Source organism: Vibrio sp. SCSIO 43137 (genome assembly GCF_028201475.1).
In the GTDB taxonomy this organism is placed as follows: domain Bacteria; phylum Pseudomonadota; class Gammaproteobacteria; order Enterobacterales; family Vibrionaceae; genus Vibrio.
Genome location: NZ_CP116384.1, coordinates 1375526 through 1398221, shown reverse-complemented (window position 1 = coordinate 1398221; position 22696 = coordinate 1375526). Strand labels below are relative to the sequence as shown.

Genomic DNA, 22696 nt, shown 5'->3' with positions numbered 1-22696 from the left:
CCGGGCGGCTTCTCCGCAAGACTCCAGCAAAAGTGCAGAGAGGTTGCCCCGTTATTTGCAAAGGTAATAAGCAGATGAAAGATAAAATTAATGTATGTCTTATCGGTTGTGGCCGTGCGGGCATGATCCACGCCAGAAGCTACAACGGCAATGTACCTAATGCGCAGCTAATCGCGATTTGTGACCCGTTTCAGGAGAATCTGGATGCAGCTCAGCAGGAGCTGAATGTCCCGTATCAATATACTGATTATCAGGATGTTCTTAACAACGATGAAGTTGATGCCATTGTTGTGGTTACACCAACTCAGTTCCATAAAGATATCGTAGTTGCAGCAGCGAACGCCGGAAAGCATGTTTTCTGTGAGAAGCCGATGGCAGGCAGCGCAGAAGAGTGTGACGCAATGATTGAAGCGTGCAAAGCAAATAACGTTAAGCTTCAGCTTGGTTTTATGCGCCGTTTTGATGAGAGCTTCCAGAAAGGTAAAGAGATCATTGAAAACAAACAGGTTGGTGAAGTGACCATGATCAAGTCACTGACACATGGCCCGAGTGAACCGAAAGCCTGGATGTTTGATATCTCAGACAGCGCCGGACCAATCGGCGAAGTAAACAGCCACGACCTTGATACGTTGCGTTGGTATGCGGGATCTGAAGTGAAGATGATTCACGCTATCGGCCGTAACTTCCGCTCACCTGAAGTCGCTCAGGATTACCCTGATTACTACGATACCTGTGCTGTACTACTTGAGTTTGAAAACGGTGTTCTGGGTATGGTTGATGGCGCTCAGTATGTTCAGTATGGCTACGATGCCCGTGCAGAAATTCTGGGTACCCACGGTATTGCGAAAGTCGGCAGCCAGAAAAACAACAATGTTGAACTGGTAACAAAAGATAAGTTGTTGCACACAGATTCTATGCCGTCATGGACTAAGTTGTATAAAGATGCCTATGTGGCTGAAGCCAAAGCGTTTGTTGAGGCTATTCAGAATGATACTGAGACATTAGTAACAGGTCACGACGGTAAAATGGCACTGATTCTGGTTCAGGAAGGTCTAAAATCCCTGCTGGAAAAACGCCCTGTTTACATTGGAGAAGAGTAAGATGAAAGCTGCAAGACTTAAAGGCAAGTTAAACGTTCAGGTAGAAGAAGTTGCAATACCTAAGATCGCCGACAACGAGATGCTTCTTAAAGTTAAATCCGCTTCTCTTTGTGGTACCGATGTGCGTATGTATAACAATGGCTACAAAGATGTTTCAGAGGATAACCCGTTGATCATCGGTCACGAGTTTGCCGGCATCATTGAAGAAGTTGGTCCGCAGGTTAAGGGCTATTACAAGGGCCAGAAAGTGGCTATTGCACCAAATATTGGCTGTGGCACCTGTGACCTATGTGTAAGTGGTCAGACTCATCTGTGTGATGATTACGATGCCTGGGGCGTAACCATGGACGGCGGTTTTGCTGAATATGTCCGCATTCCGGCTATTGCCATTGAGCAGGGTAATATTGCCCCTCTTGATGATGAGATCTCTTTTGCGGAAGCATCACTGGTTGAACCGTTAAGCTGTGTATATAACGGCCAGAAGCAGATCAACATCCTGCCGGGTGACGATGTGTTGGTTGTGGGCATGGGCCCGATTGGTCTGATGCACGTGATGGTGTGTAAGCTGTTTGGTGCAGCAAAAATACTGGTGGCTGATTTAAGTGAAGAGCGTCTGGCTAAAGCGAAAGAGCTGTTCCCGGATGTTTATCCTGTAAGTGGCGATCTGAAAGCAGCCGTTAAGGAAGTAACCGGAAAAGGGGTTGATGTAAGCATTATCGCAGCACCTGCAGCTATCGCTCAGTCTCAGTCTACAGAGTATATGAACATGAATGGTAAAATTCTGTTCTTCGGTGGTTTGCCAAAAGACAAAGAGATGGTGCCGCTTAACTCAAACACCATCCACTATAAGCAGCTGAGCATCCACGGTTGTACTAAGCAGAGTGTTTATGACTACCGTTTGTGCAGCAAGTTGGTAAACGATAAGCGTATTCCGCTGCATCTGATTGTTTCGGAAACTTACTCTATCGATGAGTTTGACCGTGCCCTAGAGAATGCGGCTGCGGCAAAAGGCCTTAAGCACGTTATTGCGTTTGACTAAACCAGACTGATAATTATAGGTTAGTCAGTAACAGAGCCCGTTTTGCGGGCTCTAATTATAGAACATCTTGTACTTTTAAGGAGGCAGTCAATGAAACCGACATTACTGGCGGCAATTGACTTAGGGACAAGCTACATAAAAGTGGGTATCTATGATACGCACGGCAGTTGTCTCGCTCTATCTACCAAAGAAATGAAAATTGATAACCCAAGCGCCGGGGTTTTCCTGCAGAGCGGAGAATACATTTTTGATTCCGTACTCAGCTGCTTTAAAAGCGCACTGGATAAAATCGACGATCCTTCCTGTGTTAAATCCGTTGCCTTCACCGGTCAGATGGCAGGCGTTATGGGAGTCGATGAAAACCTGAATGATATTACGTCATGGTCGTGTTCCCTTGATACCCGCTACTATCCGTATGCTAAGAACATGCTGAAGAAACACAGCCGCTTGCTGGTGGAAATTTCGGGTACTAACTCACCACTTATGGCACCAAAGATAGAGTGGTTTGAGAAAGAGTTTGCTCAGGATGCTGCCAGAGTGAAAAAGTACATGATGATAAGCAGTTATATCATTGCGAAGCTGGCAAAAAGCAGAATAGAAGACACCACAATAGATAGCTCATTCATTACCTGGACCGGCCTTGCTGATATTGCAAACTGCTCGTGGAGTAAAAGGCTGTGTGATCTGGTGGGGATTTCAATCGATAAACTGCCGCGTATTACTAAGTCTAATGAGAAAGTAGCGACTCTGGCACAAGAGTACAGCAAACTGTTGGGCCTTAGCCCTGATGTTACCTTAGTTTCCGGTTCAGGAGATAAGGTAGCTGGTATAGTCGGATCGAACGTGTCGCAAATTAACGACTTGGTGTTTGAAGCTTCTTCATACGGCGCGGTCAGTTGTATGGTAGACAAGTACATTCCTAACCTGAAGTCGATGAACTACGACGCTCTGCTGAATGCGACAGACAATAACTACATTCTGCATAAATATATCCCCGGTTCAGGCATTATCATTAAATGGTTCAAAGATAACTTCTGTGAAGGGCGAGAGTTTACTGAAATCGACCTCGAAGCAAGGGAAGTACCGGTCGGCTCCGATGCCCTGATGTGTATCGGGCTGCTTAGTGGCAGCAACATGCCTTTTAATGAAGATATTAAAGGGATGTTTTTAGGCCATACACTGATGCATAAACCGGCGCATTTTTATCGTTCGTTACTGGAGTCTTATGCCTATGAGATTTCATTGACCGTTGACTCTATCCGTGAGCTATATCCCCATATCAAAATGGAGTCGATCAAGATGATTGGCGGGGGAGCTAACTCTTCTGTCTGGCCGCAGATCATTGCTGATGTCTGTAACCTTCGGGTCGATATTATGTCCAGACACGACGAAGCCCTGTGGGGAACGGCACTGTTGGCTGGGAATGCTATCGGTGTTATTGATGATATCGCTGAAACCGCAAAGGCACATATTGACGTGAAATGCTCTTATACGCCAATTGAGGAAAACAGAGAGAGATACAGTCGCTATCGCAATCTGTATAGCAAGCTGTGTCACGATATGAACGACTATTTTGTTGAACTGAACAGTATTTAACTTAATAACAGCCGTTTGCAGAGGGCTATGCTTTCTTAGCGTATTGCTTTCTTAACGTATAGCTTTGTGAACACAATATTTTGTAAATACAGTGTTTTCACATAAACAGCCTCGCAAACGGCTTATTATAATAATGATCCCACCCTCGATTTAGATGAAAGCTGATGTTAGTTATCGCTTTCATCTTTTTTATTTCGAAAATGAAACAGAGATTAATCGCCTCTTTTCGCCATACCACTCTCATTTTGCCTCTGGTTACTTGCCACTCTTTTTTATTTTTGTAACGAAATCAATGCTTTCAACTACTGTAATTTTTTTCTTGCTGTACTTCTGTTTTTGATACTTTTATTTTTTGCTTTTATTTTTATATAAAACAATGGCTTAATTTAATAGTTGCTTTACGGTTTAGTGGTAATTTTGTAACAGAATGTTTTTGTGATTCGAAAAAACATGACTTAGAACACAAATATAAATTGCGAAATATGACGAATAGCACAAATATATAAAAACCGTATTTTCACTTCGAAAATAAATAGTATAGTAAAAACATAAATTAGATAGAACAGTTTACTCATTGTCTTCAGAGGCGATGAGAAGCATAAGAAAATAAACTGTTTTCGAAAAGAAAAGGCGGGAGCAATGAAATTAGATATTAGAGCAAAGTTAGTCCCTGTGACGTTTAGCGAAACAAATGACAGGGAAAAACTGGAATTCGATGAGCAGATGCTGCGACTGAAAGAGATGTACGGAAAGGAAGCTGAGTTTCTTGACCCAATCGTAGTGGGAGAAGAGTTACCGGCAGAGGCTGATGCTATCGTATTCCCTCAGCTTATTTTTGCCGCTTTCCGTCATCAGGAAGAGCTTAGCCAGTACGACTTGCCAATGGTGGTTCTGACATCCAAGTTTGGTACGGTGGAAATGTGGGACTGGGAAATTGTTTCCTACCTGCGTGCCCGTGGCATGAACGTATTCTCGCCTTATAACGTTGAACTGGGTAAAGTGGTTCTTCGCTCAATCGGTGTGAAATCTCATCTGAAACAAGGTGCCAAGTTCCTGATGTTTCAGGACGATCCGGGCGAAGGTATGCAGCCGGGGATCTTTAAGCGTTTTTACTGGTGGGAAAAAGAGTGTACCGAGCGCATGGAAGAAGCCACCGGCGTTCAAATTATCTACCGCAGCTGGAAAGCAGTAAACGAACGTGCTGCTGAGATCTCTGACGAAGAAGCGATGGCTGAGTGGGAGAGCTGGAACGTAGAAAACGAAGGCCTTAACCAGCATCAACAGCTTCTTCCTGCAAAACTCTATATCGCCGTTAAAGAGGTGATTGATGAAGTGGGTGACGTAGAAGGTATCGGCGCTAACTGTCTGAATGAGTCCGCCAGCTGTGCTACTACCCCATGCGTTGTCTGGAATATGTTGTTCGAAAAAGAAGACATTATCTGGTGCTGTGAGGGTGACACTTTGACCATGCTAAGCACCTATATCATGTACCGCTCCCTGTATGAGCCGCTGATGATGACCAATATCTATCCTTTCCTTGTTGGTATGGCAGCAATTGCTCACGAGAGAATGGATGCATTCCCTGACGTACCAGAGCCGGATAACTGTGCCCTTGGCGTGCACTGCGGCTACGGCGGTAACGCTAACCGTAACTTCTGTACCAAGTACAAGATGGTGCCGAAAGTACTCTCTATCGTAGATGACAACGCTTACATGGTTGACTGTGAGCTGCCTACCGGTGATATCACGCTGGCTAAGATTCATCAGGACTTTAACGAAATTGCCATTATTCCGGCGAAACTTGAAGAGTATATGCAGTTCCCGGGAACTGATGCCCTCAACGCTTCGCTGATCCGTTACAAAGATGGTGAAAAGGTCATGGAAGAGCTATCCAGCCACCACCAGATGATCATTGTCGGCAACCAGAAAGCCAAGCTGCAGCAGATGGCCAAAGTATTTAACTGGAACGCAAAAGTCGTTGACTAATAAAGATTAAATCTGGCGGCAGTTCTCGGGGTTTGCAGGCTGTCGTCAGACTCTACAAATATTCTAATAAGGATGAAACAAATGAAAAAGTATAGAGCTGCCGTTATCGGTACTGGTTTTATCGGTCTTGGTCATGTTGAAGCACTTCGCCGTATGGGCAACGTAGAAGTTGTCGCTGTGTGTGACAGCTTTAATGCTAAAGAGAAAGCAGAACTGATGCATGTAGAGAAGTACTACTACGACTACAAAGAGATGCTGGAAAAAGAAGATCTTGATGTAGTACACGTATGTACTCCGAACAATACTCACTACCAGATTACCGTTGATGCAATGCATGCCGGCGTTAACGTAATGTGTGAGAAGCCTCTTTGCCTGAACCCGCAAGAAGCAGAAGAGATGGTGAAAGTGAAGAATGAAACCGGAATGACAGGTGGCATCAACTTCCACAACCGTTTTTACCCTATGCCTACTGAAATGCGTCAGATGGTTAAAGATGGAAAGCTGGGTCGCATCTTTAACGTACACGGTGGTTATGTTCAGGACTGGATGTCTAAGCAGACAGACTACTCCTGGCATGTTGAGCGTGAAAACACCGGTAACTCCCGTTGTGTAGCAGATATCGGTTTGCACTGGGCTGATCTGGCAGAAAACGTAACCGGCTCACGAATCGTAGAAGTTATGGCTCAGTACGCAACGGTATGGGAAGAGCGTCTGCAACCTGAAGGTGAAGTGGAAACTTTTGCTGAAGCCTCTGACGATATGACTTACACCAAGCGCCCAATCAATACAGAAGACCACGGTAACCTGATGATGCGCTTCGACAATGGCGCGATTGGTACCGCTGTTATTTCTCAGGTAATGCCGGGTCGCAAAAACAAGACTGACCTGATTGTTTCCGGTACTGAACTTTCTGTGCACTGGGATACAGATTCCATTACTGAGCTATGGGTTGGTCACCGCGACAAACACAATGAGATCGCCACTAAGTCTGCTCACGTATCACCGGAGAGTATGGCAGTGTCTACCTACCCGAACGGCCACGTAGAAGGCTTCCCGGATGCGTTTAAACATAACTTTACTAAGTTCTACGCTTCTCTGGATAAAGAGTCTGAGAGTGAAGTGGAATACGCCACTTTTGAAGATGGCCTGCACCTGATGAAAGTTCTGGAAGGTTTCTACCAGTCAAGTGTAGAAGGCAAATGGATTAAGATCCCTGAGTAATTGCCACAAAACAAGAATTAAATGGCCGGGAAGCCATCGGGTTACCGGTCTGACATAAAAATATTAAGGTGAAATAAAATGAAAATCGGAATTGATAGCTACTGTTTCCACCGCTTTTTCGGCGAAGTGTACCCTGGACAGGAAAAACCAGAAAAAGAGATGACGGTATTTGAGTTTATCGACTTTGCTGCCAGTGTTGGTTGTGATGGTGTTTCTCTTGAGTCTTGCTTCCTGCCGGGTCGTGATGAAGAAACTCTGGCTAAGATCAAAGCGAAGCTGGATGAGTATGGTCTTGACCGTGTGTACGCATGGGGTCACCCGGATGGTCTGGAGCGTGGCCAGAGCCCTGAAGCGTTTGCTGATATGAAAGAGCAGATCCGTTGTGCAGTTGCAATCGGTGCAGATGTAATGCGCGTATGTGGCTCTTCTCTGATGTTCCGTCACGAAGATCACCAGCCACAGATTGAAGCTCTTATTGCTCAGTTCCGTGAAGCGATTGTTATCGCAGAAGAAGCTGGCGTTAAGCTGGCTATCGAAAATCATATCGACTACACCGCAGATGAGATCATGCAGATCATTGAAGGCGTTGACTCTTCTTACTTCGGTGTTAACTTCGATACAGGTAACTTCCTGCGTCTGCTGGACGATCCAATTGAGGGTATGCGCAAGCTGGCTCCTCACGTTATGGCGACACACTGTAAAGATCTGATGGTTGATACCAGTGAGCCACCAACATCATGGCACTTCTTTGCTGGTGTACCGGTAGGTATGGGCTTAGTAGACAACCTTGAACTTGCCCGCATTCTTGATAAGGCTGATTTCCAGGGCTTCCTTGCGGTAGAAGTGGACTTCCCGCACAAAGAGTGGACTGGTCTGGAAGAAGAAGCAGTAAGAATCAGTGTTAAGAAACTGCGCGAGATATCTAATACCGTGATTGCAGAACGCAACGCCTAGTTGCAAGCTTGAAACGGCGCTTTCTGCGCCGTTTTCTTTTCTGTGAAGGGAAAATAGCGACGCACTTTGCCACAGTGACAGAGCTTATCTCTATTTTTCTTTACTTAACTAAACACCATGAACACAGAAATCATAAAACAACAACTGACAGAAGCTCAGTCCGTTCTCGCTGACTTTATCAATAATCCCGAAAACCTAAGTAGCATCGCGCAGGCTTCTGAGCTGTTTGCCGGTACACTTCTGCGTGGCAACAAAATTCTCTCCTGCGGAAATGGCGGTTCTCACTGCGATGCTATGCACTTCGCTGAAGAGCTGACGGGCCGCTACCGCGAAGACCGAAAAGGCTTTGCGGCCATCGCTATTTCCGATTCCAGTCATATTACCTGTGTGGGTAACGATTTTGGCTATGACAATGTCTTCGCCCGCTATGTCGAAGCAGTGGGTTTTAAAGGCGATGCCATTCTTGGTATCTCAACATCCGGTAATTCTGAGACTGTGATTCGTGCTTTCAGGGAAGCAAAGGCAAAAGGGATGACCACCGTTGCTTTGAGCGGAAAAGATGGCGGAGCGCTTAAACAGTTTGCTGATATTGAAATCCGGGTTCCTCATCTGGGGTATGCCGATCGTATTCAGGAAGTACATATCAAAGTAATCCATATTCTGATTCTGCTGATAGAAAAGCAAATGAGCAGCCTGAAATAGAAACTTATAGCGATTAAGTTGACGACTAAGGAGTTGTGGTGATGTCTGTAAAAACTCGTATCTGGATGGTTATCTTATCTACCGTGGTTTCGCTCTGTACTTTGAGTGCCGTAGCTCTCTATCAGAGTAACAACTTTATGATGGCGTTGCTGGAAGAGAAGATTCGCTCTCTGACTGAGGTGACGGTGGGCGTAGCGGACTCCCTGAACAAAAAGGTGGTATCGGGAGAACTGACTCTGGGTGAGGCAAAAGAGCAGTATCGCAATATTGTTCACAGCATGCGTTACGATGACGGGCAGGAATTTTTCTTCGCCGTTGACTATCAGGGAACCTTTATCGCCATGGGCGGAGCTCCAGAGCTGGTAGGGGAGAACATCATTGATTTAAAAGATCCGGGTACAGGCAGACCTATGACCCGTGATTTGATTAATCTGGCCAGAAGCGGGGGCGGTTTCTACGACCATAACTGGCCTAAAGCGGGGCAGAAGATACCTGAGCCGAAAGTGGCTTATGTTATGGGCTTTGAGCCGTGGAACATGTATGTGGGAACCGGACTCTACTTTGATAACGTGAATGCGCTATTCAGCCTGTTTGCCAAAGAACTGGGTTTAATAGCGCTAGTGCTGACGGTACTGCTTTCTGCCGTGCTTTATTACGTGGCAAAAGGGATTTTCAGCCGCATTTACTGGATTACTCATGCAATGGACGATGTGGCGAGCGGAGATGCGGATTTGACTGCAAGGCTGGATGAGCAGACACGGGACGAGTTTTCTCAGGTTGCCCGTTCATTTAACGTTTTTGTCTCTCAGGTACAAACTATCGTGACTTCGGTGAGAACAATTACCCAGCAGGTACAGAGAAGTGCCGGTGCTATGGCTGAATCTGCCAACCAGACCAGCGAAGTGATTCAGAGCCAGCTTTCCCAGACAGAACTTGCATCGACGGCCATTAATCAAATGTCGACAACGGTACAGGATATCGCTCAGACAGCCAGCAATACCTCGGCCAGCACCAGAGATACGGCAGATAAAGCTGAACAGGGTGGAGAAGTGCTCAGTCAGGCCATTTCAAGTGTGCATCAGCTTAGTGAGGAAATTGAATCCAGCCATCAGAGGATCGCTGAACTACGCAGCAAAAGTGATGATATAGGCACCATTCTGGGTGTGATAAAAGGTATCGCGGAACAGACCAACTTGCTGGCACTGAATGCAGCCATTGAAGCAGCGAGAGCCGGTGAGCAGGGGCGCGGATTTGCAGTTGTTGCCGATGAGGTACGCGTGCTGGCGCAGAGAACTCAGGAATCAACGATAGAGATAGAAACCATTATTGGTGAACTGCAGTCCGCTTCTGTTAATGCTCATCACTCAATGGAGAGAAGCAATAGCCAGATGGCGCAGACTATAGAGCTATCAGAAAAGTCCGGTGAATCATTGCATCAGATTCAGCAGAACACATTGCAGATTAGTGATTTAAATACTCAGGTAGCCACAGCAACTGAGCAGCAAACCATTGTTGCTGAAGAGATTAACAAGAACGTAGATGCCATTTTCTCAAGAAGCAGGCAGGTAGCTGCGCATGCTGAAAAGATTGTGGAGAACAGTGTGTTACTTCAGTCTCTTGCCTCTGAAACAGAACAAGAGCTGGAGAAGTTCCGGGTTTGATACCCCTCAACCATAGTAGATATTAGCGGCTGAGGGGTATCGGTGACTACTGTTACTGCTTAGCTGCAATCACGATATCGCCGCTGGTGCTTTGGTTAATCAGATCGATATAGTGCTGGGCGACCTGTTTTGCCGGCATGCCCGGCTCTGGATCCATACCCATTGCAACCATGGTTTCGGCAACCCAGCCCGGTGAAACAGCGTTGATGCGGATACGCTCAATTTCAGTTACAGAGGCTTTGATAGCTGCTTCTACTGCTGCATTTACCGTGGTAACAATACCGCTGCCCGGGAAAGGATACTGGGCAAGAATACCGGTAGACAGAACGATAGCGCCGCCGTCATTGACGTACTGTTCGCCGAAGCGAATGGTGTTTATCTGTCCCATCATTTTGTTACGCAGGCCAAACTCCCATTTGTCATCGCCAGCTTCGTTCCACGGTGCCAGCTCAGCAACACCTGCAGTACAAACAATGGCATCGACCTTGCCCACTTTGGCAAACAGGGCTTTCAGTGATTCCGGATCGGAAATATCAACGGCATTTTCAGGGTGGTTGAAAGATGCTCCGATAACCTCAGCGCTCTCTTGCAGAAGTTCTGAAACCGCGCCGCCAATTAAGCCTGTTGAACCTAGAACAAGTACCTTTTTCATTTTTTTCTCCGTCAGTTTTGAGTCGGGAGTATTATTCAGCGAATTTACCTGATGCAGTAGCAGGGCAAAGGTTGTTTAATCTTCAACCTGAAGTTAAAGCTGAGAGCTTCTCAACAATAAAATCGATAAACAGACGAATTCGTCTGGGCAGATTCTGCCGCGATGAGTAGTAGATCCAGACAGGTTTTGGCGTTATCCAGGAGGATTCCAGCACAGGGACAATTTCTCCTTTTTCCAGCTCATTTTTCAGATGCCAGCTTCCCATATAAGCCAGCCCAAGAGCTTGCATAATTGCCGTTTTGGCTGCGGTTATATTCGACAGGCTCAGGTTGCCTCTGGGAGTATACTGGATATGTTCTCCCTGACTATCCTTCAGCGGCCATGAAAAGTTTCTGCCGGAGGTGAGGGGCTTATAAGCAATGCAGTTATGATCTGAGAGTTGTTCAATCGACTGTGGTAACCCCTGCTCTTGCTGGTAGGTTTTGCTGGCAAAAATGCCTCCCTGCATGGAGTAGATTGGGCGGGCAACAAGGCGACTGTCCTCATTAATTTGATTCCCGACACCAACATCAAACCCTTCGTCTACTATGTCCAGCACTCTGTCATCAAAGACAAGATCTAACTGGATATCAGGGTAGCGTCTGAGAAACTCCGGAATATGCGGTATGATAAAACTGCGGCCAAAACTGTCGGGCAGGTTAACCCGTATTTTGCCGGACGGGTTTCGGTTTTGCTCTGTCATACCGTCAATACTGCTCTCTATTTCAGACAGCAGAGGAGTCACTTGTTGGTAGAGCGTTGCGCCATCTTCTGTCAGGGAAAACTGGCGCGTATTACGATGAAAAAGCCTGACACTGGTCTTCTTCTCCAGAATGGCAATGCCCTTACTGACTGCGGCGGCGGAGATACCGAGCCCTCGTCCTGCGGCAGAGAAACTGCCTTCCTGTGCGGCTGCAATAAAAAGGGGAAGCTGGGAGGGAATCATAGTTGCCTCTTATCACTAAAATCCATTCTGATTGTAGCGACTTTCACTATCGCTATCTTTCAACTATTAGTTATATAACTTACAACCAATAGTTAAAAGATAGTATATACCCAAGTGACCTAGATGTTTTCGGCAATTCTTTTCATCTTCAGATAATCGCCCGATGCCTTAGTTAACTCAGAGCGGTTGATATACTTAGCAATAAAGTAAGGGGGAATAATGAAAACGATAAAGTAGAGAGACTCGTGCAGAAACAGATTGGCAATAAGCTCTTCATGGTTCCAGTAGGCGAAAGCAGCCAGCAAATCTAATAGCAGACTAAGAGTACCAAGTACGACGGAAACAATAAAAGCCAGCCCCAAAAACTCTCTAAGATAGTGTTTATACATCATTGTAATTTCTCCTCTGTATTCCTTCAGAACAATCAATTTACGCCTCAGTTGAGCGGATAATTTTGATTTTAATCAAATGGGCACTCAAGCTTAATAAGAAATAAGTTTTATATATTGAGGGTTGAATCAAGTATGAACAGGGTTGCTTTAAGTGAAATTGCCCATGAGGTAAAAGGATAATTAAATGGTTGAGAAGAGTGACGAAAACTCTCCGCTACCATGACCGTTAAATAAAGGAGTTAATGTGGTAAAATTACACAAATATGAAATTTTAAATACAGATAAAAAGAGATCTTGATCACACTAGTAAGATGTATTATTATTTAATCCAACAAAATGGTAATTTAATTACAAAAGTGGAGAGTCACTATGCTATCTGTTATCAAACAACTATTTGTACCTAATAAAGACTATGCTGGCCGTCATATCGATACTGTTATTGAGCGTCTGTCTATGCAAACTGGAACTAAAACTTACGACTGGTCATATCTTGCTGAGCTGTCTGTTTATGAAAACACTCAAACTGGTATGCGCGTATACCCGCACGAAGTTGCACGTCACGCTGCATAAGTTGTACGGCACTTACTAAGTTATATTAATAGAAACAACTAACGCTTCTGTATTCTGACTCAGGCTTCAGAGACGGCAGTGTATAATCTGGCGCTTAACTTCTTTTATAAGCGCAAAAGCACAGATGGCAGGGAATGCCTTTTGTTCTTAATCTGAACCTCTTTTTCTATCTTTATAATCTCTCTTAATATTCAGCCTTTCTGTCACACATCCCTTTAGCTTCGTTATATCTATATTGAACATATCGCTTTTTCTTCCTTTACTTTAAAAAAAGGATTTCACCGGGCATTGCTATCTGGTGAACAGGAATCTGGGAGAAATGGATGATGAGTAAGCCAGTAATTGCCGACATTAAACCGATAAAAGTTGAACTCACTGCCGGGCAAGATTACTACTTTTGTACCTGTGGCCGTTCGGGAAAACAGCCCTTTTGTGATGGCTCCCATGCCGGTACAAATTTTAAGCCGAAACGATTCTCCCCTGATGAAGATGGTGATGCCTACTTGTGTCGCTGCAAACACTCTCAAAATCAGCCGTTTTGCGACGGAGCCCATAAGCAGTTCTCTGACAAAGATCTTGGCAAAGAGGGGCCGGGCGTTCAGATTCAGAGCGCCGATAAGATGCCGGCTGCCGTTGCGACTGAGCAGGAGCCTACGGTAGAGTTTATTCATCAACTGGCAAGGGAAGGGTTGTCAAAAATGGGCCATCACGGGCCAATGACCTCCATGGGAGTCCCAAGACACTTATTGCCCCACTGGGATGATATCCAGATTATGGTGGCGCAGATGGCGACAAAGCCTCTGATGGAAGATGTACCGGTAGCTACGGAACTGATTATCGGGCCGCAGGCGAAAAAGCCTCTTAAACTGGATATCCCGCTGTTCGTATCTGATATGAGTTTCGGTGCTTTATCACAAGAGGCAAAAATATCATTAGCAACAGGGGCTGAGTTGGCAGGTACCGGAATTTGTTCCGGTGAAGGGGGCATGTTACCTGAGGAGCAGGTCGCAAACTCACGCTATTTTTATGAGCTGGCCAGTGCGGGCTTTGGTTATCAGGAATCCATACTCAAACGTGTTCAGGCATTCCATTTTAAAGGTGGGCAGGGCGCTAAAACCGGAACTGGCGGCCATTTGCCAGCGGCGAAGAACATCGGAAAAATCGCCGAAGTGCGTGGATTGGAAGCGGGCACTGCCGCTATTTCACCTCCTACTTTTAAGCATCTCCATACGGTGAAGGATTTCAGACAGTTTGCCGATCGTGTAAGAGAGGTCAGCGGTGGAATTCCCGTTGGTTTTAAACTAAGTGCTAATCATATTGAACAAGATATTCAGTTTGCTCTGGATGTAGGAGCGGATTACATCATTCTTGACGGCCGCGGAGGAGGTACAGGTGCTGCGCCTGAGATGTTCCGCGATCATATTAGTGTACCGACAATTCCGGCATTAGCCCGTGCCAGACACTATCTTGATAAGGTTGGTGCCAGCGGCAAAGTAACATTGATTATTACCGGTGGTTTGCGTGTACCTATGGACTTTGTTAAGGCAATGGCGCTGGGAGCTGACGGGGTTGCTGTCTCTAATAGTGCAATGCAATCAATTGGTTGTGTCGCTGCCAGAATGTGTAATACCAATAACTGCCCTGCCGGAATTGCAACTCAGAAAGCGGATTTAAGGCAAAGACTGAACGTAGAAAAAGCCTCTCATCAACTTAAGAACTTCTTTGAAGCATCGACAGAATTGATGAGTGTGATGGCAAGAGCTTGCGGGCATAACCATCTAAACCAGTTTAACTGTGAAGATCTTGCCACGTGGAATAGGGAGATGGCACAGCTTTCCGGTGTTCGCTACTCAGGAATTATGCCGTTCTAGTCATACGGCTCTATTGCGTTGGCTAGAAGCTATCTTAGTCAGTAGCTCACAGTTCTGATACGGAGATAAGTTAATTTTCACGATTGTGATAGCGGTTGCATTTGCAACCCTATCTCTTTAATACACTCGTAATCTATAGGGTTAATTAATTGTTCCTTACCCAATACTCGCTGACTGTGAATACATTGAAATGGAACTGAGCTTGTTCTGTTTCTTATCTCTGTCAGTCCGCTGTGGATAGTGAAAGTTAGGGATATTCGAGGATGAGATTTGAGCTGATTCAAAGAGCGGTGGTTAGCTTTTCTGCTCTGGTGTTTCTTTATGTTCTGGCACTGATGACACGGGATCTACCGGAAGTTTACCGAAATGCTATGCTTTGGTCACAAGGTAATGAGATAGCAGGTTTAGGGCTGGTGCTGTTTGTTGCTTCGGCATTACTTTCCGCTCTGATAGTGATATTCCAGTTATATAAAAACGAACGACTTATCTGGTCGGCTCCTTTCCTTATTCATTTACTGTTTGTCTTTCCCTGTTTAATGGTTTTTACTTTAGTAGCAACTATTGTGGCGTGGTGTAGTTGCCGCAGATTTGTTCCTTACTGATTAAGCGGTAGCCGGGGCGTTTTGCCTGTTAATTTCCAAGTGTTATAAATCTTTTCAACAGAAAAGGTTTACAACATTTAGCATCATTTTCTTTACCATTTGCTGTAACTTCGCCAAAATTGACCTAGATTTGTTATTAGCTCTCAACTCTGAAATCTTTCCTAAAAGCACGGCATTAAAATAAGACATTAGTCACATATGATTCTGGACAGTGCTCAGCCAATTTCCCATAATCAATGTTTATTAGAATAAACTAAACACTTTGTTGGCTTAGAGATTAACTTTATTGAAAAGCTCAATATTCGATAATATGAGCTCCGCTATTTTCACTTTTTGATTAGATAACACGGTAAATCAACGACAATTTATGATGCAGCTGAATATAGATACGTTACCTGTCGGCTTGATAGTAGTAGATGGTCAGGGAACAATCAGGGAAATGAACCTTAAGGCGAGGCAAGCTGAAGTATGGACATTTCAACCGTGCGTTGGTGTTGCTCTATCGGATTGTATTTCTGACCAGGGGTTTCGGCTCTGGCTGAGTCAGCCAGTCTGTGCGGAGTACCCTTATGACCTGATTACAGTGAAGGAAGAGGTATGGCAGCTTCGTCTTGATGTGATGAGCCAAGAGGGTGAGCGGTATCTCTGGCTGAAAGAGATCACTGAAACGACAAAACTGAAGGAGACAGTGCAGTATCTGGAAAAAGATATTGAACGGCTCGATTTGGCTATGCAGGGTGCCAACATAGGTATCTGGGACTATAACCCTTCCAAAGGCCGGATTGTCGGTAACCGTACATGGGCGACTCAGAAAAAGTTGCCACCGGAAGAGATTCTTGCCGACGACTCGCTGTTTTCTGAGATTGTAAACGGTATTGAAAAGTGGGGTACATTAGTTCACCCCGATGATCTCGAGTCAACTACCCGGAAAATTCAGGAACACCTCGAGGGAAAAACCGAGCTTTATCACGCTGAGTTCCGGGTGAAATGCGGAGACGGTAGCTGGAAGTGGATCCTCGATCAGGGCAAGGTATTCGAACGGGATGAAAATGGTGTCGTTACCCGAATGAACGGTATCCATGTTGACGTTGATAAACTAAAAGATCTGCAACAAAAGTTAACAGAGACCCGTGATAAAGCCGAGGTAGCAAACCGCGCCAAGTCAATCTTTCTGGCCAATATGAGCCATGAGTTGCGTACCCCACTCAATGCTATTCTGGGATATTCTCAGATATTAAAAAATGATGAGCGTCTTATTCCTCAGCATCAGGAGTATCTGGAGATCATTAATCGTTCCGGTGAACACTTATTGTCGCTTATCAACGATGTTCTGGATATGTCTAAGATCGATGCCGGACACAATGTGGTGGAACATAAATGGTTTAACTTCAGGGAAGTGGTTGAAGAAGTCAGAGAGCTGATGCAGATGAAGGCGATGCAGAAGCAGCTTTGCTTTCAGTGCGATATTGATGTAGGAGTGCCGAAGTTTGTCTCCGGTGATGCAATTAAGACCCGCCAGATTCTGATTAACCTGATTGGTAACGCCATTAAATTTACCGACAACGGTTATGTAAACATACAAGTTAATAGCCTGAATACCGGAGAAGGCAGGCACAAAGTAAGTTTTAAGGTCAGTGATACAGGTATTGGCATCGAACAGGCTGATCTGGACAGAATTTTCAAACCTTTTGAGCAGGTAGGTTCTGTAACCACTCAGGGGGGAACTGGTCTTGGCTTGAGTATTAGCCGTCAGTTTGTAGAACTGATGGGCGGCCAGTTGGAAGTGAGCAGTGCGCCTGGTGAAGGTTCGGTATTCACTTTCAAATTAGATATGAATGTTTCCAATGATGAAAGTAAGGCTGAGAAAACCTCAATGTCTGGATCACTGAGGGTGCTTGGCCTGAAAGAGGGAACGATCAGTCCTAAGGTTCTGGTGGCGGAAGATCAGGTAGATAATCAGAAACTGATTACTACCTTGCTTAGCGAAGCAGGTTTTACTGTGAAACTTGCTCAGGACGGTGAGGAAGCTGTCAACCTGCATAAAAGCTGGAGCCCGGACTTTATCTGGATGGATCGCCGAATGCCGGTGAAAGACGGTTTACAGGCAACCAAAGAAATCCGCCTCGCAGAGCATAATAGTGATGTAAAAATCGCAGCTTTAACCGCCAGTGTTTTTAACGATGAAGTTGAAGAGATGCTAAAGGCTGGTATGGATGATTTTGCCCGCAAGCCATTTCTTCCACAGGAGCTGTTCCACATTATGAGCAAGCACCTTGGCATAGAGTATGTCTATGAGGGTGAAGTTGCTGAAGAGAATAACAGTAGCACCAGCAAGCTTGACAGGGAAAGTTTGCAGATGCTGCTGACAGCGGAGCAAATGGCCAGCGTTATTGATGCCGCAGAACAGGGAGACCAGCAAGAACTGTTTTGTCTTTTTGAACAACTTGTCGAAGAGAGAGAATTACGTAGTCAGTTGGTTGAGTTGGTTGAAAACTATCAGTTCGATGATCTGTTTGAGCTTTTTCAACATAAGTAAACAGGAGTGCTGGCAGCTTATCAGTTGCCGGTAAGTAAATTATGCCTTTCGATAATTCGCAAACAGAAATACTGATCGTTGATGACACGGTAGAAAACATAAAGTTGCTTACCCAGTTACTGGATGCTGAAGGCTATAAAGTAAAAGGGGCGGCAAGTGGAAGTGCAGCCCTGAGGATATGCAAAAAAAAGCAGCCAGATCTTATTCTGCTGGATATTATGATGCCGGGAATGGACGGCTATGAAGTTTGTAGCCAGCTTAAAGCAGACCCCTTAACTGCCAATATTCCTATCATTTTTCTTAGTGCTCTGGACAATGTTCAGGATAAAGTACGAGCGTTTCAGGTTGGCGGTGTCGATTATATTCAAAAACCGTTTGAAGTCATGGAAGTGATTGCCAGAGTAAAAAACCATTCGCAGATCGTTTCGTTGCAGCGTAAGTTGATAGAGCGAAACCGTGAACTGAAGAAGCTGGCAGAAACTGACACGTTAACCGGCCTGCTTAACCGGCGGAAAATGGATGCGCTGGGGGAAAGTCAGTCAGACAAATATGCCATTATTCTGTTTGATATCGACGACTTCAAAAAGGTGAATGACTCACAAGGTCACCATGTTGGTGATCAGGTGCTGGTGAGTATTGCCCGTCATACTATGGAACTACTGGAAGGAACTGGCTATGCAGCCCGCTGGGGTGGCGAAGAGTTTATTATTCTGCTCCCTCAAAGCCGTAAACAGCAAGCTTCTGTATTAGCCAACTCATTACTGCAGTCGATACGGGAATCAGAAGATACCCAAGTGACGGCCAGCATGGGCGTAGCTGAAAGCCATAACGGAAAACACTTTTCTGAGATTGTGAAAGAAGCCGATCTGGCTATGTATCAGGCTAAAGCGAATGGTAAAAACCGGGTAGTGAGTAGCAGTTAAGGAGTCACGTTTGTAGACCCTGTCAATAATCTTGTGTAACTACAGTGGTTGATTCGAACCGTATTATCTAAATTTTCTCTTCGATATTTGTATACCTAAGTGACACCATAGTCCGCTAAGCTTTTCGTTAGCAGGCAGGGTGTCAATTCCAGTAATTATCCCCTTCTGTCCGTTGTTAGCGTCTCTTTTTCTACCCTCTCCAATTCTGTTGATGACCGTTTGCCCGTTTGACCGTTCGGTCGCAAAAATGCAGAAAAAATATCCGATTTTGACCATAGGAAGACCATTATCACTAACGGTCATGCATGTTGCTGATAATTTAAAGAACAGTTGGAGGGGGCATTTTATGAGAAAAACCAAAGTATTAGAGTTTATCAATGCATCTGAAAAGGTCACTGTACGTGATTTGGCTGACAAATTTGATGTTTCGGTCGAAACCATGCGTCGTGACCTGAGGAAGCTGGATGAGCAGGGAGTGATCAAAAGAGTACATGGTGCAGTTATCAGTATCAAATCCAGTAGTACTGATGTAGGACGCCCCTTTTCAGAGCGCTCTAAAGATAACCTCAAAATAAAAGAAAGTTTGGTTAAAGAAGCCCTGACTCAAATTAAAGAGCATATGGTTATCGGCCTAGATGCAAGTTCATCAAGTTGGTGCCTATCTCTGCAAATGCCAAACATTAATTGCACGGTAATTACCAACTCATTAAAGAATATTCTGGCGTTGGAAGGAAAAGACAATATTCGTGTTATCTGTTCTGGCGGACGTTATTCAGCTAAATATGGCAGTTTTTATGGTTCTGTCGCGATTAATTCGCTCTCAAACATGTCTGCGGATGTCAGCTTTATCTCTTGTGTTGGCTTTGACGAACAATCAGGTGTGTGGGATTCCAATGAGTATAACTATCAAATCAAACAGACGTTAATGGCCATCTCTAAACAGGTGGTATTGATTGCTGACAGGTCAAAATATGGCAAGAAAAGTTTGTTCAAACTATGTGATTTAAATGGGTTAACAAAAGTGATTACCGATAGATAAAGAAATACTTCGCCTAATTAAGTTGCTGTTTTTTTAAGGTAAATAGGCTAAGCATGCCATCGTTACATTAAATAACGGTGTAAAGCCCGTTAAGGATGTTATTCATGAACAGAAATGAGTTGAGTGAAAAGATTATCGAGACTTGCCTTGAAATGACGAGGCTAGGTTTAAATCAGGGGACGGCAGGTAATGTAAGCGTTCGTTACCAAGATGGAATGTTGATTACCCCGACGGGAATCCAGTATCACAAATTGACTCCAGAGCATATTACGTTTGTTAGCAGTGAAGGAGAGTTCGAACAAGGGAAGCTGCCATCGTCAGAATGGCTATTTCATTTAGTTTGCTATCAAGTCCGCAGTGAGATTAACGCTGTGGTTCATAATCATGCAGTTAATAGTACGGCAGTCTCGATTTTAAATCGCTCAATTCCGGCAATTCACTACATGGTGGCCGCTTCAGGTAGTCATGAGATCCCATGTGTCCCTTATGCGACTTTCGGCAGCAAAGAGCTTGCCCGCTATGTCGGTGAGGGAATCGCAAACAGCAAGGTTATTTTACTTCAACATCACGGACTGATCGCTGGTGAGTCTGATCTGGATAAGGCGCTATGGCTGGCTCATGAAACAGAAGTACTGGCAGAGCTTTACCTTAAAACCTTATCTGTCACGGCTGATGTTGCCGTTCTGCCTCAAAACGAAATGGAAGTGGTGCTCGACAAGTTCAAATCTTACGGGTTGAGAGTAGAGAGTTGAGGCAAGTTATTAGGTTACTCACATGATGTCTTGTCGGGTCAGGATGTCATAAACATTCATTAATAGCTTTATAAGGTACGAATTATGGAAGATATTGCTTTTCGTCAAGTTCACCTTGACTTTCATACCAGTCAACATATTCCTGATGTAGGCGGCTCGTTTGATAAGCAGCAGTTTGCGGATATGTTTGTTGATGCGTGCGTTAATTCAGTGACATGTTTTGCCCGTTGCCACCATGGCTATATGTACTATCCATCAAAGTGTAATTCTGAACGGATTCATCCCAACTTAGTCAATAAGAACTTATTAGTAGAGCAAGTTCAGTCTCTAAGAGATAGGGGTATCCGGGTTCCGATTTATACTACTGTTCAGTGGGATGAGTACATCTCAATGCACAACCCGGAATGGCATGTCGTTGGTGAACAGGGTGAGATGACCGAAGGTTTATATGAACCAACATTTCGTCGTGCACTGTGTGTAAACACGCCATACAGAGGATGGTTAAAAGAGCATATTTCTGAGTTGTTTGGCACGTTTCCGGTAACGGGCTTGTTCCTTGATATTGTCAAAGTTATTGACTGCTCATGTCGCTGGTGTCGTGCAGATATGAAAGCGCAGGGATTAAATCCCAGTGAAAAAGATGATCGAATGGTATTTGCCATTGAGATGATGAAAGGGTTTAAAAAGGAAATATCTGCACATATTCGTGGTTTTAATCCACATTGTGAGATTTTCTATAATCAGGGCCATATTGCTCCTGATACAAGAGACTCGATTGAACACTATAGTCATCTGGAAGTTGAATCATTACCAACCGGAGAATGGGGATATGGACATTTTCCGGCGGTTGTACGTTATGCCAGAACATTAGGTTATGACTTTATAGGAATGACAGGGAAGTTTCATACCTCTTGGGGTGATATGCATTCGTTTAAGAACCAAGCTGCATTGGAGTTTGAAGTATTCCATATGCTGGCAATGAATGGTAAGTGCTCGATAGGTGATCAGCTACACCCTGATGGTCAGCCTTCAAAGGCAACCTATGATCTTGTCGGTGAAGTCTATCGTCAGGTTAAAGATGTCGAACCATGGTGCGTTGCAGCAAAAGCCAAAACAGATATTGGTGTTCTTAATCCGGAAGAGTTTACTCTGACCGTTGAGTTTTGGGATCAAGCCAAGGTGCTCCATGGTGTGACGCGTATATTAGTAGAAGGAGGGCATCAATTTGACATTATCGATAGTAGAGCTGATTTTGAACAATACAAACTGCTGATACTGCCTGATGAAGTGCCTGTCGATGAAGTTCTGGATAAACGTCTTCGTAGTTATTGTGAGCAAGGAGGTAAGGTTCTTGCTACCTATAAGTCAGGTTTGAAACCAGAGGAGGCCAGCTTTAGTAGTGATTTATTTGGAGTGTCATATATCGGAGATGCGCCATTTAGCCCTGACTATTTGCTGCCTGGTGAGTCAATAGGTAAAGATTTACCGAAAACTGAACATGTGATGTACCTAAAAGGGCTCGAGGTATTGCCGTTACCAACTAGCAAAGTTTTGTGTAATGTGGTGAAGCCCTATTTTAATCGTACGTGGCAGCACTTCTGTTCGCACATGCATACACCTTCTTCTGGTCAGGTGGGTTATCCAGGTGTAGTTCAAAGTAGTAGTGGTATTTATTTTTGTCACCCGGTTTTTAATCAGTTTGTAAAAAACGCACCTATTTGGGTTAAAAAAATGGTATTAGATGCAATTGACATGCTATTACCAGAGCCTTTGTTACGACACAATGGTCCCGGTAGCCTTATTACTGCATTAAATGCTCAACAAATAAAAAACCGGGATGTGTTACATCTATTGCATTACATTCCTGAACGTAAATCTGATGAAACTCTCATTGTTGAAGATGTTATTCCCATTTATAAAGTGGACTTCTCTATAAAATATGATGTTGATGTTAAATCAATAAAACTGGTTCCACAGGATATTGAGGTTGAGTTCAAAAAGATAAGTGACAGAGTTTATTTTTTAGTGGAAAAAATAATAGGTCATCAGATGATAGAAATTCAGTATTAATTTCCATTAATTTATTTCTTATAAAAATCAATTAACATAAAAGGT

The 22696-nt window shown here is 44.5% G+C and carries 19 protein-coding genes; 16 read left to right on the top strand and 3 right to left on the bottom strand.

What is annotated here, in order from left to right:
- Nucleotides 1-74 precede the first annotated feature (74 nt).
- From PK654_RS22135 to PK654_RS22100, 8 genes are all read left to right on the top strand, one after another.
- Entirely contained in the window at nt 75-1100 is a 1026-nt protein-coding gene (locus tag PK654_RS22135; RefSeq protein WP_271699641.1) for a Gfo/Idh/MocA family oxidoreductase, read from the top strand.
- 1 nt (nt 1101) lies between these two features.
- The gene (locus tag PK654_RS22130) at nt 1102-2139 is read left to right on the top strand and encodes an alcohol dehydrogenase catalytic domain-containing protein (RefSeq protein WP_271699640.1); all 1038 of its coding nucleotides are present in this window, start codon (nt 1102-1104) and stop codon (nt 2137-2139) included.
- A 90-nt stretch (nt 2140-2229) separates the two neighbouring features.
- Entirely contained in the window at nt 2230-3735 is a 1506-nt protein-coding gene (locus PK654_RS22125) for a xylulokinase (RefSeq protein WP_271699639.1), read from the top strand.
- Nucleotides 3736-4374: 639 nt separating this feature from the next.
- The gene (locus tag PK654_RS22120; protein ID WP_271699638.1) at nt 4375-5721 is read left to right on the top strand and encodes a hypothetical protein; all 1347 of its coding nucleotides are present in this window, start codon (nt 4375-4377) and stop codon (nt 5719-5721) included.
- An 81-nt stretch (nt 5722-5802) separates the two neighbouring features.
- Nucleotides 5803-6942, top strand: a complete 1140-nt coding sequence (locus PK654_RS22115) for a Gfo/Idh/MocA family protein (RefSeq protein WP_271699636.1) — start codon at nt 5803-5805, stop codon at nt 6940-6942.
- Between the two features lie 78 nt (nt 6943-7020).
- Nucleotides 7021-7896 (top strand): sugar phosphate isomerase/epimerase family protein, encoded by an 876-nt coding sequence (locus PK654_RS22110; protein ID WP_271699634.1) that lies wholly within the window; start codon nt 7021-7023, stop codon nt 7894-7896.
- Between the two features lie 117 nt (nt 7897-8013).
- Entirely contained in the window at nt 8014-8598 is a 585-nt protein-coding gene (gene lpcA, locus PK654_RS22105; protein WP_271699633.1) for a D-sedoheptulose 7-phosphate isomerase, read from the top strand.
- Nucleotides 8599-8639: 41 nt separating this feature from the next.
- Complete coding sequence (locus PK654_RS22100) at nt 8640-10259, top strand: methyl-accepting chemotaxis protein (protein WP_271699631.1); 1620 nt, start codon at nt 8640-8642, stop codon at nt 10257-10259.
- A gap of 52 nt (nt 10260-10311) precedes the next feature.
- On the opposite strand, the gene PK654_RS22095 is transcribed toward PK654_RS22100, so the two are convergent.
- The 3 genes from PK654_RS22095 to PK654_RS22085 form a co-directional block, all read right to left on the bottom strand.
- A complete protein-coding gene (locus tag PK654_RS22095; RefSeq protein WP_271699630.1) occupies nt 10312-10911 on the bottom strand; it encodes a short chain dehydrogenase in 600 nt (199 codons plus the stop codon).
- A gap of 82 nt (nt 10912-10993) precedes the next feature.
- Complete coding sequence (locus PK654_RS22090; RefSeq protein ID WP_271699629.1) at nt 10994-11896, bottom strand: LysR family transcriptional regulator; 903 nt, start codon at nt 11894-11896, stop codon at nt 10994-10996.
- 119 nt (nt 11897-12015) lie between these two features.
- Entirely contained in the window at nt 12016-12288 is a 273-nt protein-coding gene (locus tag PK654_RS22085; protein ID WP_271699628.1) for a D-fructose-6-phosphate amidotransferase, read from the bottom strand.
- Nucleotides 12289-12657: 369 nt separating this feature from the next.
- On the opposite strand from PK654_RS22085, the gene PK654_RS22080 reads away from it, so the two are divergent.
- The 8 genes from PK654_RS22080 to PK654_RS22045 all read left to right on the top strand — a co-directional run bounded on the left by PK654_RS22080 (nt 12658) and on the right by PK654_RS22045 (nt 22651).
- Nucleotides 12658-12858, top strand: coding sequence for a hypothetical protein (locus PK654_RS22080; protein WP_271699626.1), 201 nt, complete (start codon nt 12658-12660; stop codon nt 12856-12858).
- A 326-nt stretch (nt 12859-13184) separates the two neighbouring features.
- Nucleotides 13185-14729, top strand: coding sequence for a glutamate synthase-related protein (locus PK654_RS22075; protein WP_271700745.1), 1545 nt, complete (start codon nt 13185-13187; stop codon nt 14727-14729).
- Nucleotides 14730-14992: 263 nt separating this feature from the next.
- Nucleotides 14993-15331 carry a hypothetical protein gene (locus tag PK654_RS22070; RefSeq protein WP_271699624.1) on the top strand — a complete coding sequence of 113 codons (339 nt, stop codon included), beginning with the start codon at nt 14993-14995 and terminating at the stop codon, nt 15329-15331.
- Between the two features lie 367 nt (nt 15332-15698).
- Nucleotides 15699-17867, top strand: a complete 2169-nt coding sequence (locus PK654_RS22065; RefSeq protein WP_271699623.1) for an ATP-binding protein — start codon at nt 15699-15701, stop codon at nt 17865-17867.
- A 41-nt stretch (nt 17868-17908) separates the two neighbouring features.
- Entirely contained in the window at nt 17909-18790 is an 882-nt protein-coding gene (locus PK654_RS22060; protein WP_271699622.1) for a diguanylate cyclase domain-containing protein, read from the top strand.
- 139 nt (nt 18791-18929) lie between these two features.
- Nucleotides 18930-19829: a DeoR/GlpR family DNA-binding transcription regulator gene (locus PK654_RS22055; protein ID WP_333909666.1), complete on the top strand. Its 900-nt coding sequence runs from the start codon at nt 18930-18932 to the stop codon at nt 19827-19829.
- A 104-nt stretch (nt 19830-19933) separates the two neighbouring features.
- On the top strand, nt 19934-20581 hold the full coding sequence (locus PK654_RS22050; protein ID WP_271699620.1) for an L-fuculose-phosphate aldolase: 648 nt from the start codon (nt 19934-19936) through the stop codon (nt 20579-20581).
- Between the two features lie 84 nt (nt 20582-20665).
- Complete coding sequence (locus PK654_RS22045; protein ID WP_271699619.1) at nt 20666-22651, top strand: alpha-amylase family protein; 1986 nt, start codon at nt 20666-20668, stop codon at nt 22649-22651.
- Nucleotides 22652-22696: the final 45 nt, after the last annotated feature.

Excerpts from the sequence above, each read along its gene's own strand:
- PK654_RS22135 (WP_271699641.1), top strand. The coding sequence starts at position 75 with ATGAAAGATAAAATTAATGTATGTCTTATCGGTTGTGGCCGTGCGGGC.
- PK654_RS22130 (WP_271699640.1), top strand. The coding sequence starts at position 1,102 with ATGAAAGCTGCAAGACTTAAAGGCAAGTTAAACGTTCAGGTAGAAGAA.
- PK654_RS22125 (WP_271699639.1), top strand. The coding sequence starts at position 2,230 with ATGAAACCGACATTACTGGCGGCAATTGACTTAGGGACAAGCTACATA.
- PK654_RS22120 (WP_271699638.1), top strand. The coding sequence starts at position 4,375 with ATGAAATTAGATATTAGAGCAAAGTTAGTCCCTGTGACGTTTAGCGAA.
- PK654_RS22115 (WP_271699636.1), top strand. The coding sequence starts at position 5,803 with ATGAAAAAGTATAGAGCTGCCGTTATCGGTACTGGTTTTATCGGTCTT.
- PK654_RS22110 (WP_271699634.1), top strand. The coding sequence starts at position 7,021 with ATGAAAATCGGAATTGATAGCTACTGTTTCCACCGCTTTTTCGGCGAA.
- lpcA (WP_271699633.1), top strand. The coding sequence starts at position 8,014 with ATGAACACAGAAATCATAAAACAACAACTGACAGAAGCTCAGTCCGTT.
- PK654_RS22100 (WP_271699631.1), top strand. The coding sequence starts at position 8,640 with ATGTCTGTAAAAACTCGTATCTGGATGGTTATCTTATCTACCGTGGTT.
- PK654_RS22095 (WP_271699630.1), bottom strand. The coding sequence starts at position 10,911 with ATGAAAAAGGTACTTGTTCTAGGTTCAACAGGCTTAATTGGCGGCGCG.
- PK654_RS22090 (WP_271699629.1), bottom strand. The coding sequence starts at position 11,896 with ATGATTCCCTCCCAGCTTCCCCTTTTTATTGCAGCCGCACAGGAAGGC.
- PK654_RS22085 (WP_271699628.1), bottom strand. The coding sequence starts at position 12,288 with ATGATGTATAAACACTATCTTAGAGAGTTTTTGGGGCTGGCTTTTATT.
- PK654_RS22080 (WP_271699626.1), top strand. The coding sequence starts at position 12,658 with ATGCTATCTGTTATCAAACAACTATTTGTACCTAATAAAGACTATGCT.
- PK654_RS22075 (WP_271700745.1), top strand. The coding sequence starts at position 13,185 with ATGAGTAAGCCAGTAATTGCCGACATTAAACCGATAAAAGTTGAACTC.
- PK654_RS22070 (WP_271699624.1), top strand. The coding sequence starts at position 14,993 with ATGAGATTTGAGCTGATTCAAAGAGCGGTGGTTAGCTTTTCTGCTCTG.
- PK654_RS22065 (WP_271699623.1), top strand. The coding sequence starts at position 15,699 with ATGATGCAGCTGAATATAGATACGTTACCTGTCGGCTTGATAGTAGTA.
- PK654_RS22060 (WP_271699622.1), top strand. The coding sequence starts at position 17,909 with ATGCCTTTCGATAATTCGCAAACAGAAATACTGATCGTTGATGACACG.
- PK654_RS22050 (WP_271699620.1), top strand. The coding sequence starts at position 19,934 with ATGAACAGAAATGAGTTGAGTGAAAAGATTATCGAGACTTGCCTTGAA.
- PK654_RS22045 (WP_271699619.1), top strand. The coding sequence starts at position 20,666 with ATGGAAGATATTGCTTTTCGTCAAGTTCACCTTGACTTTCATACCAGT.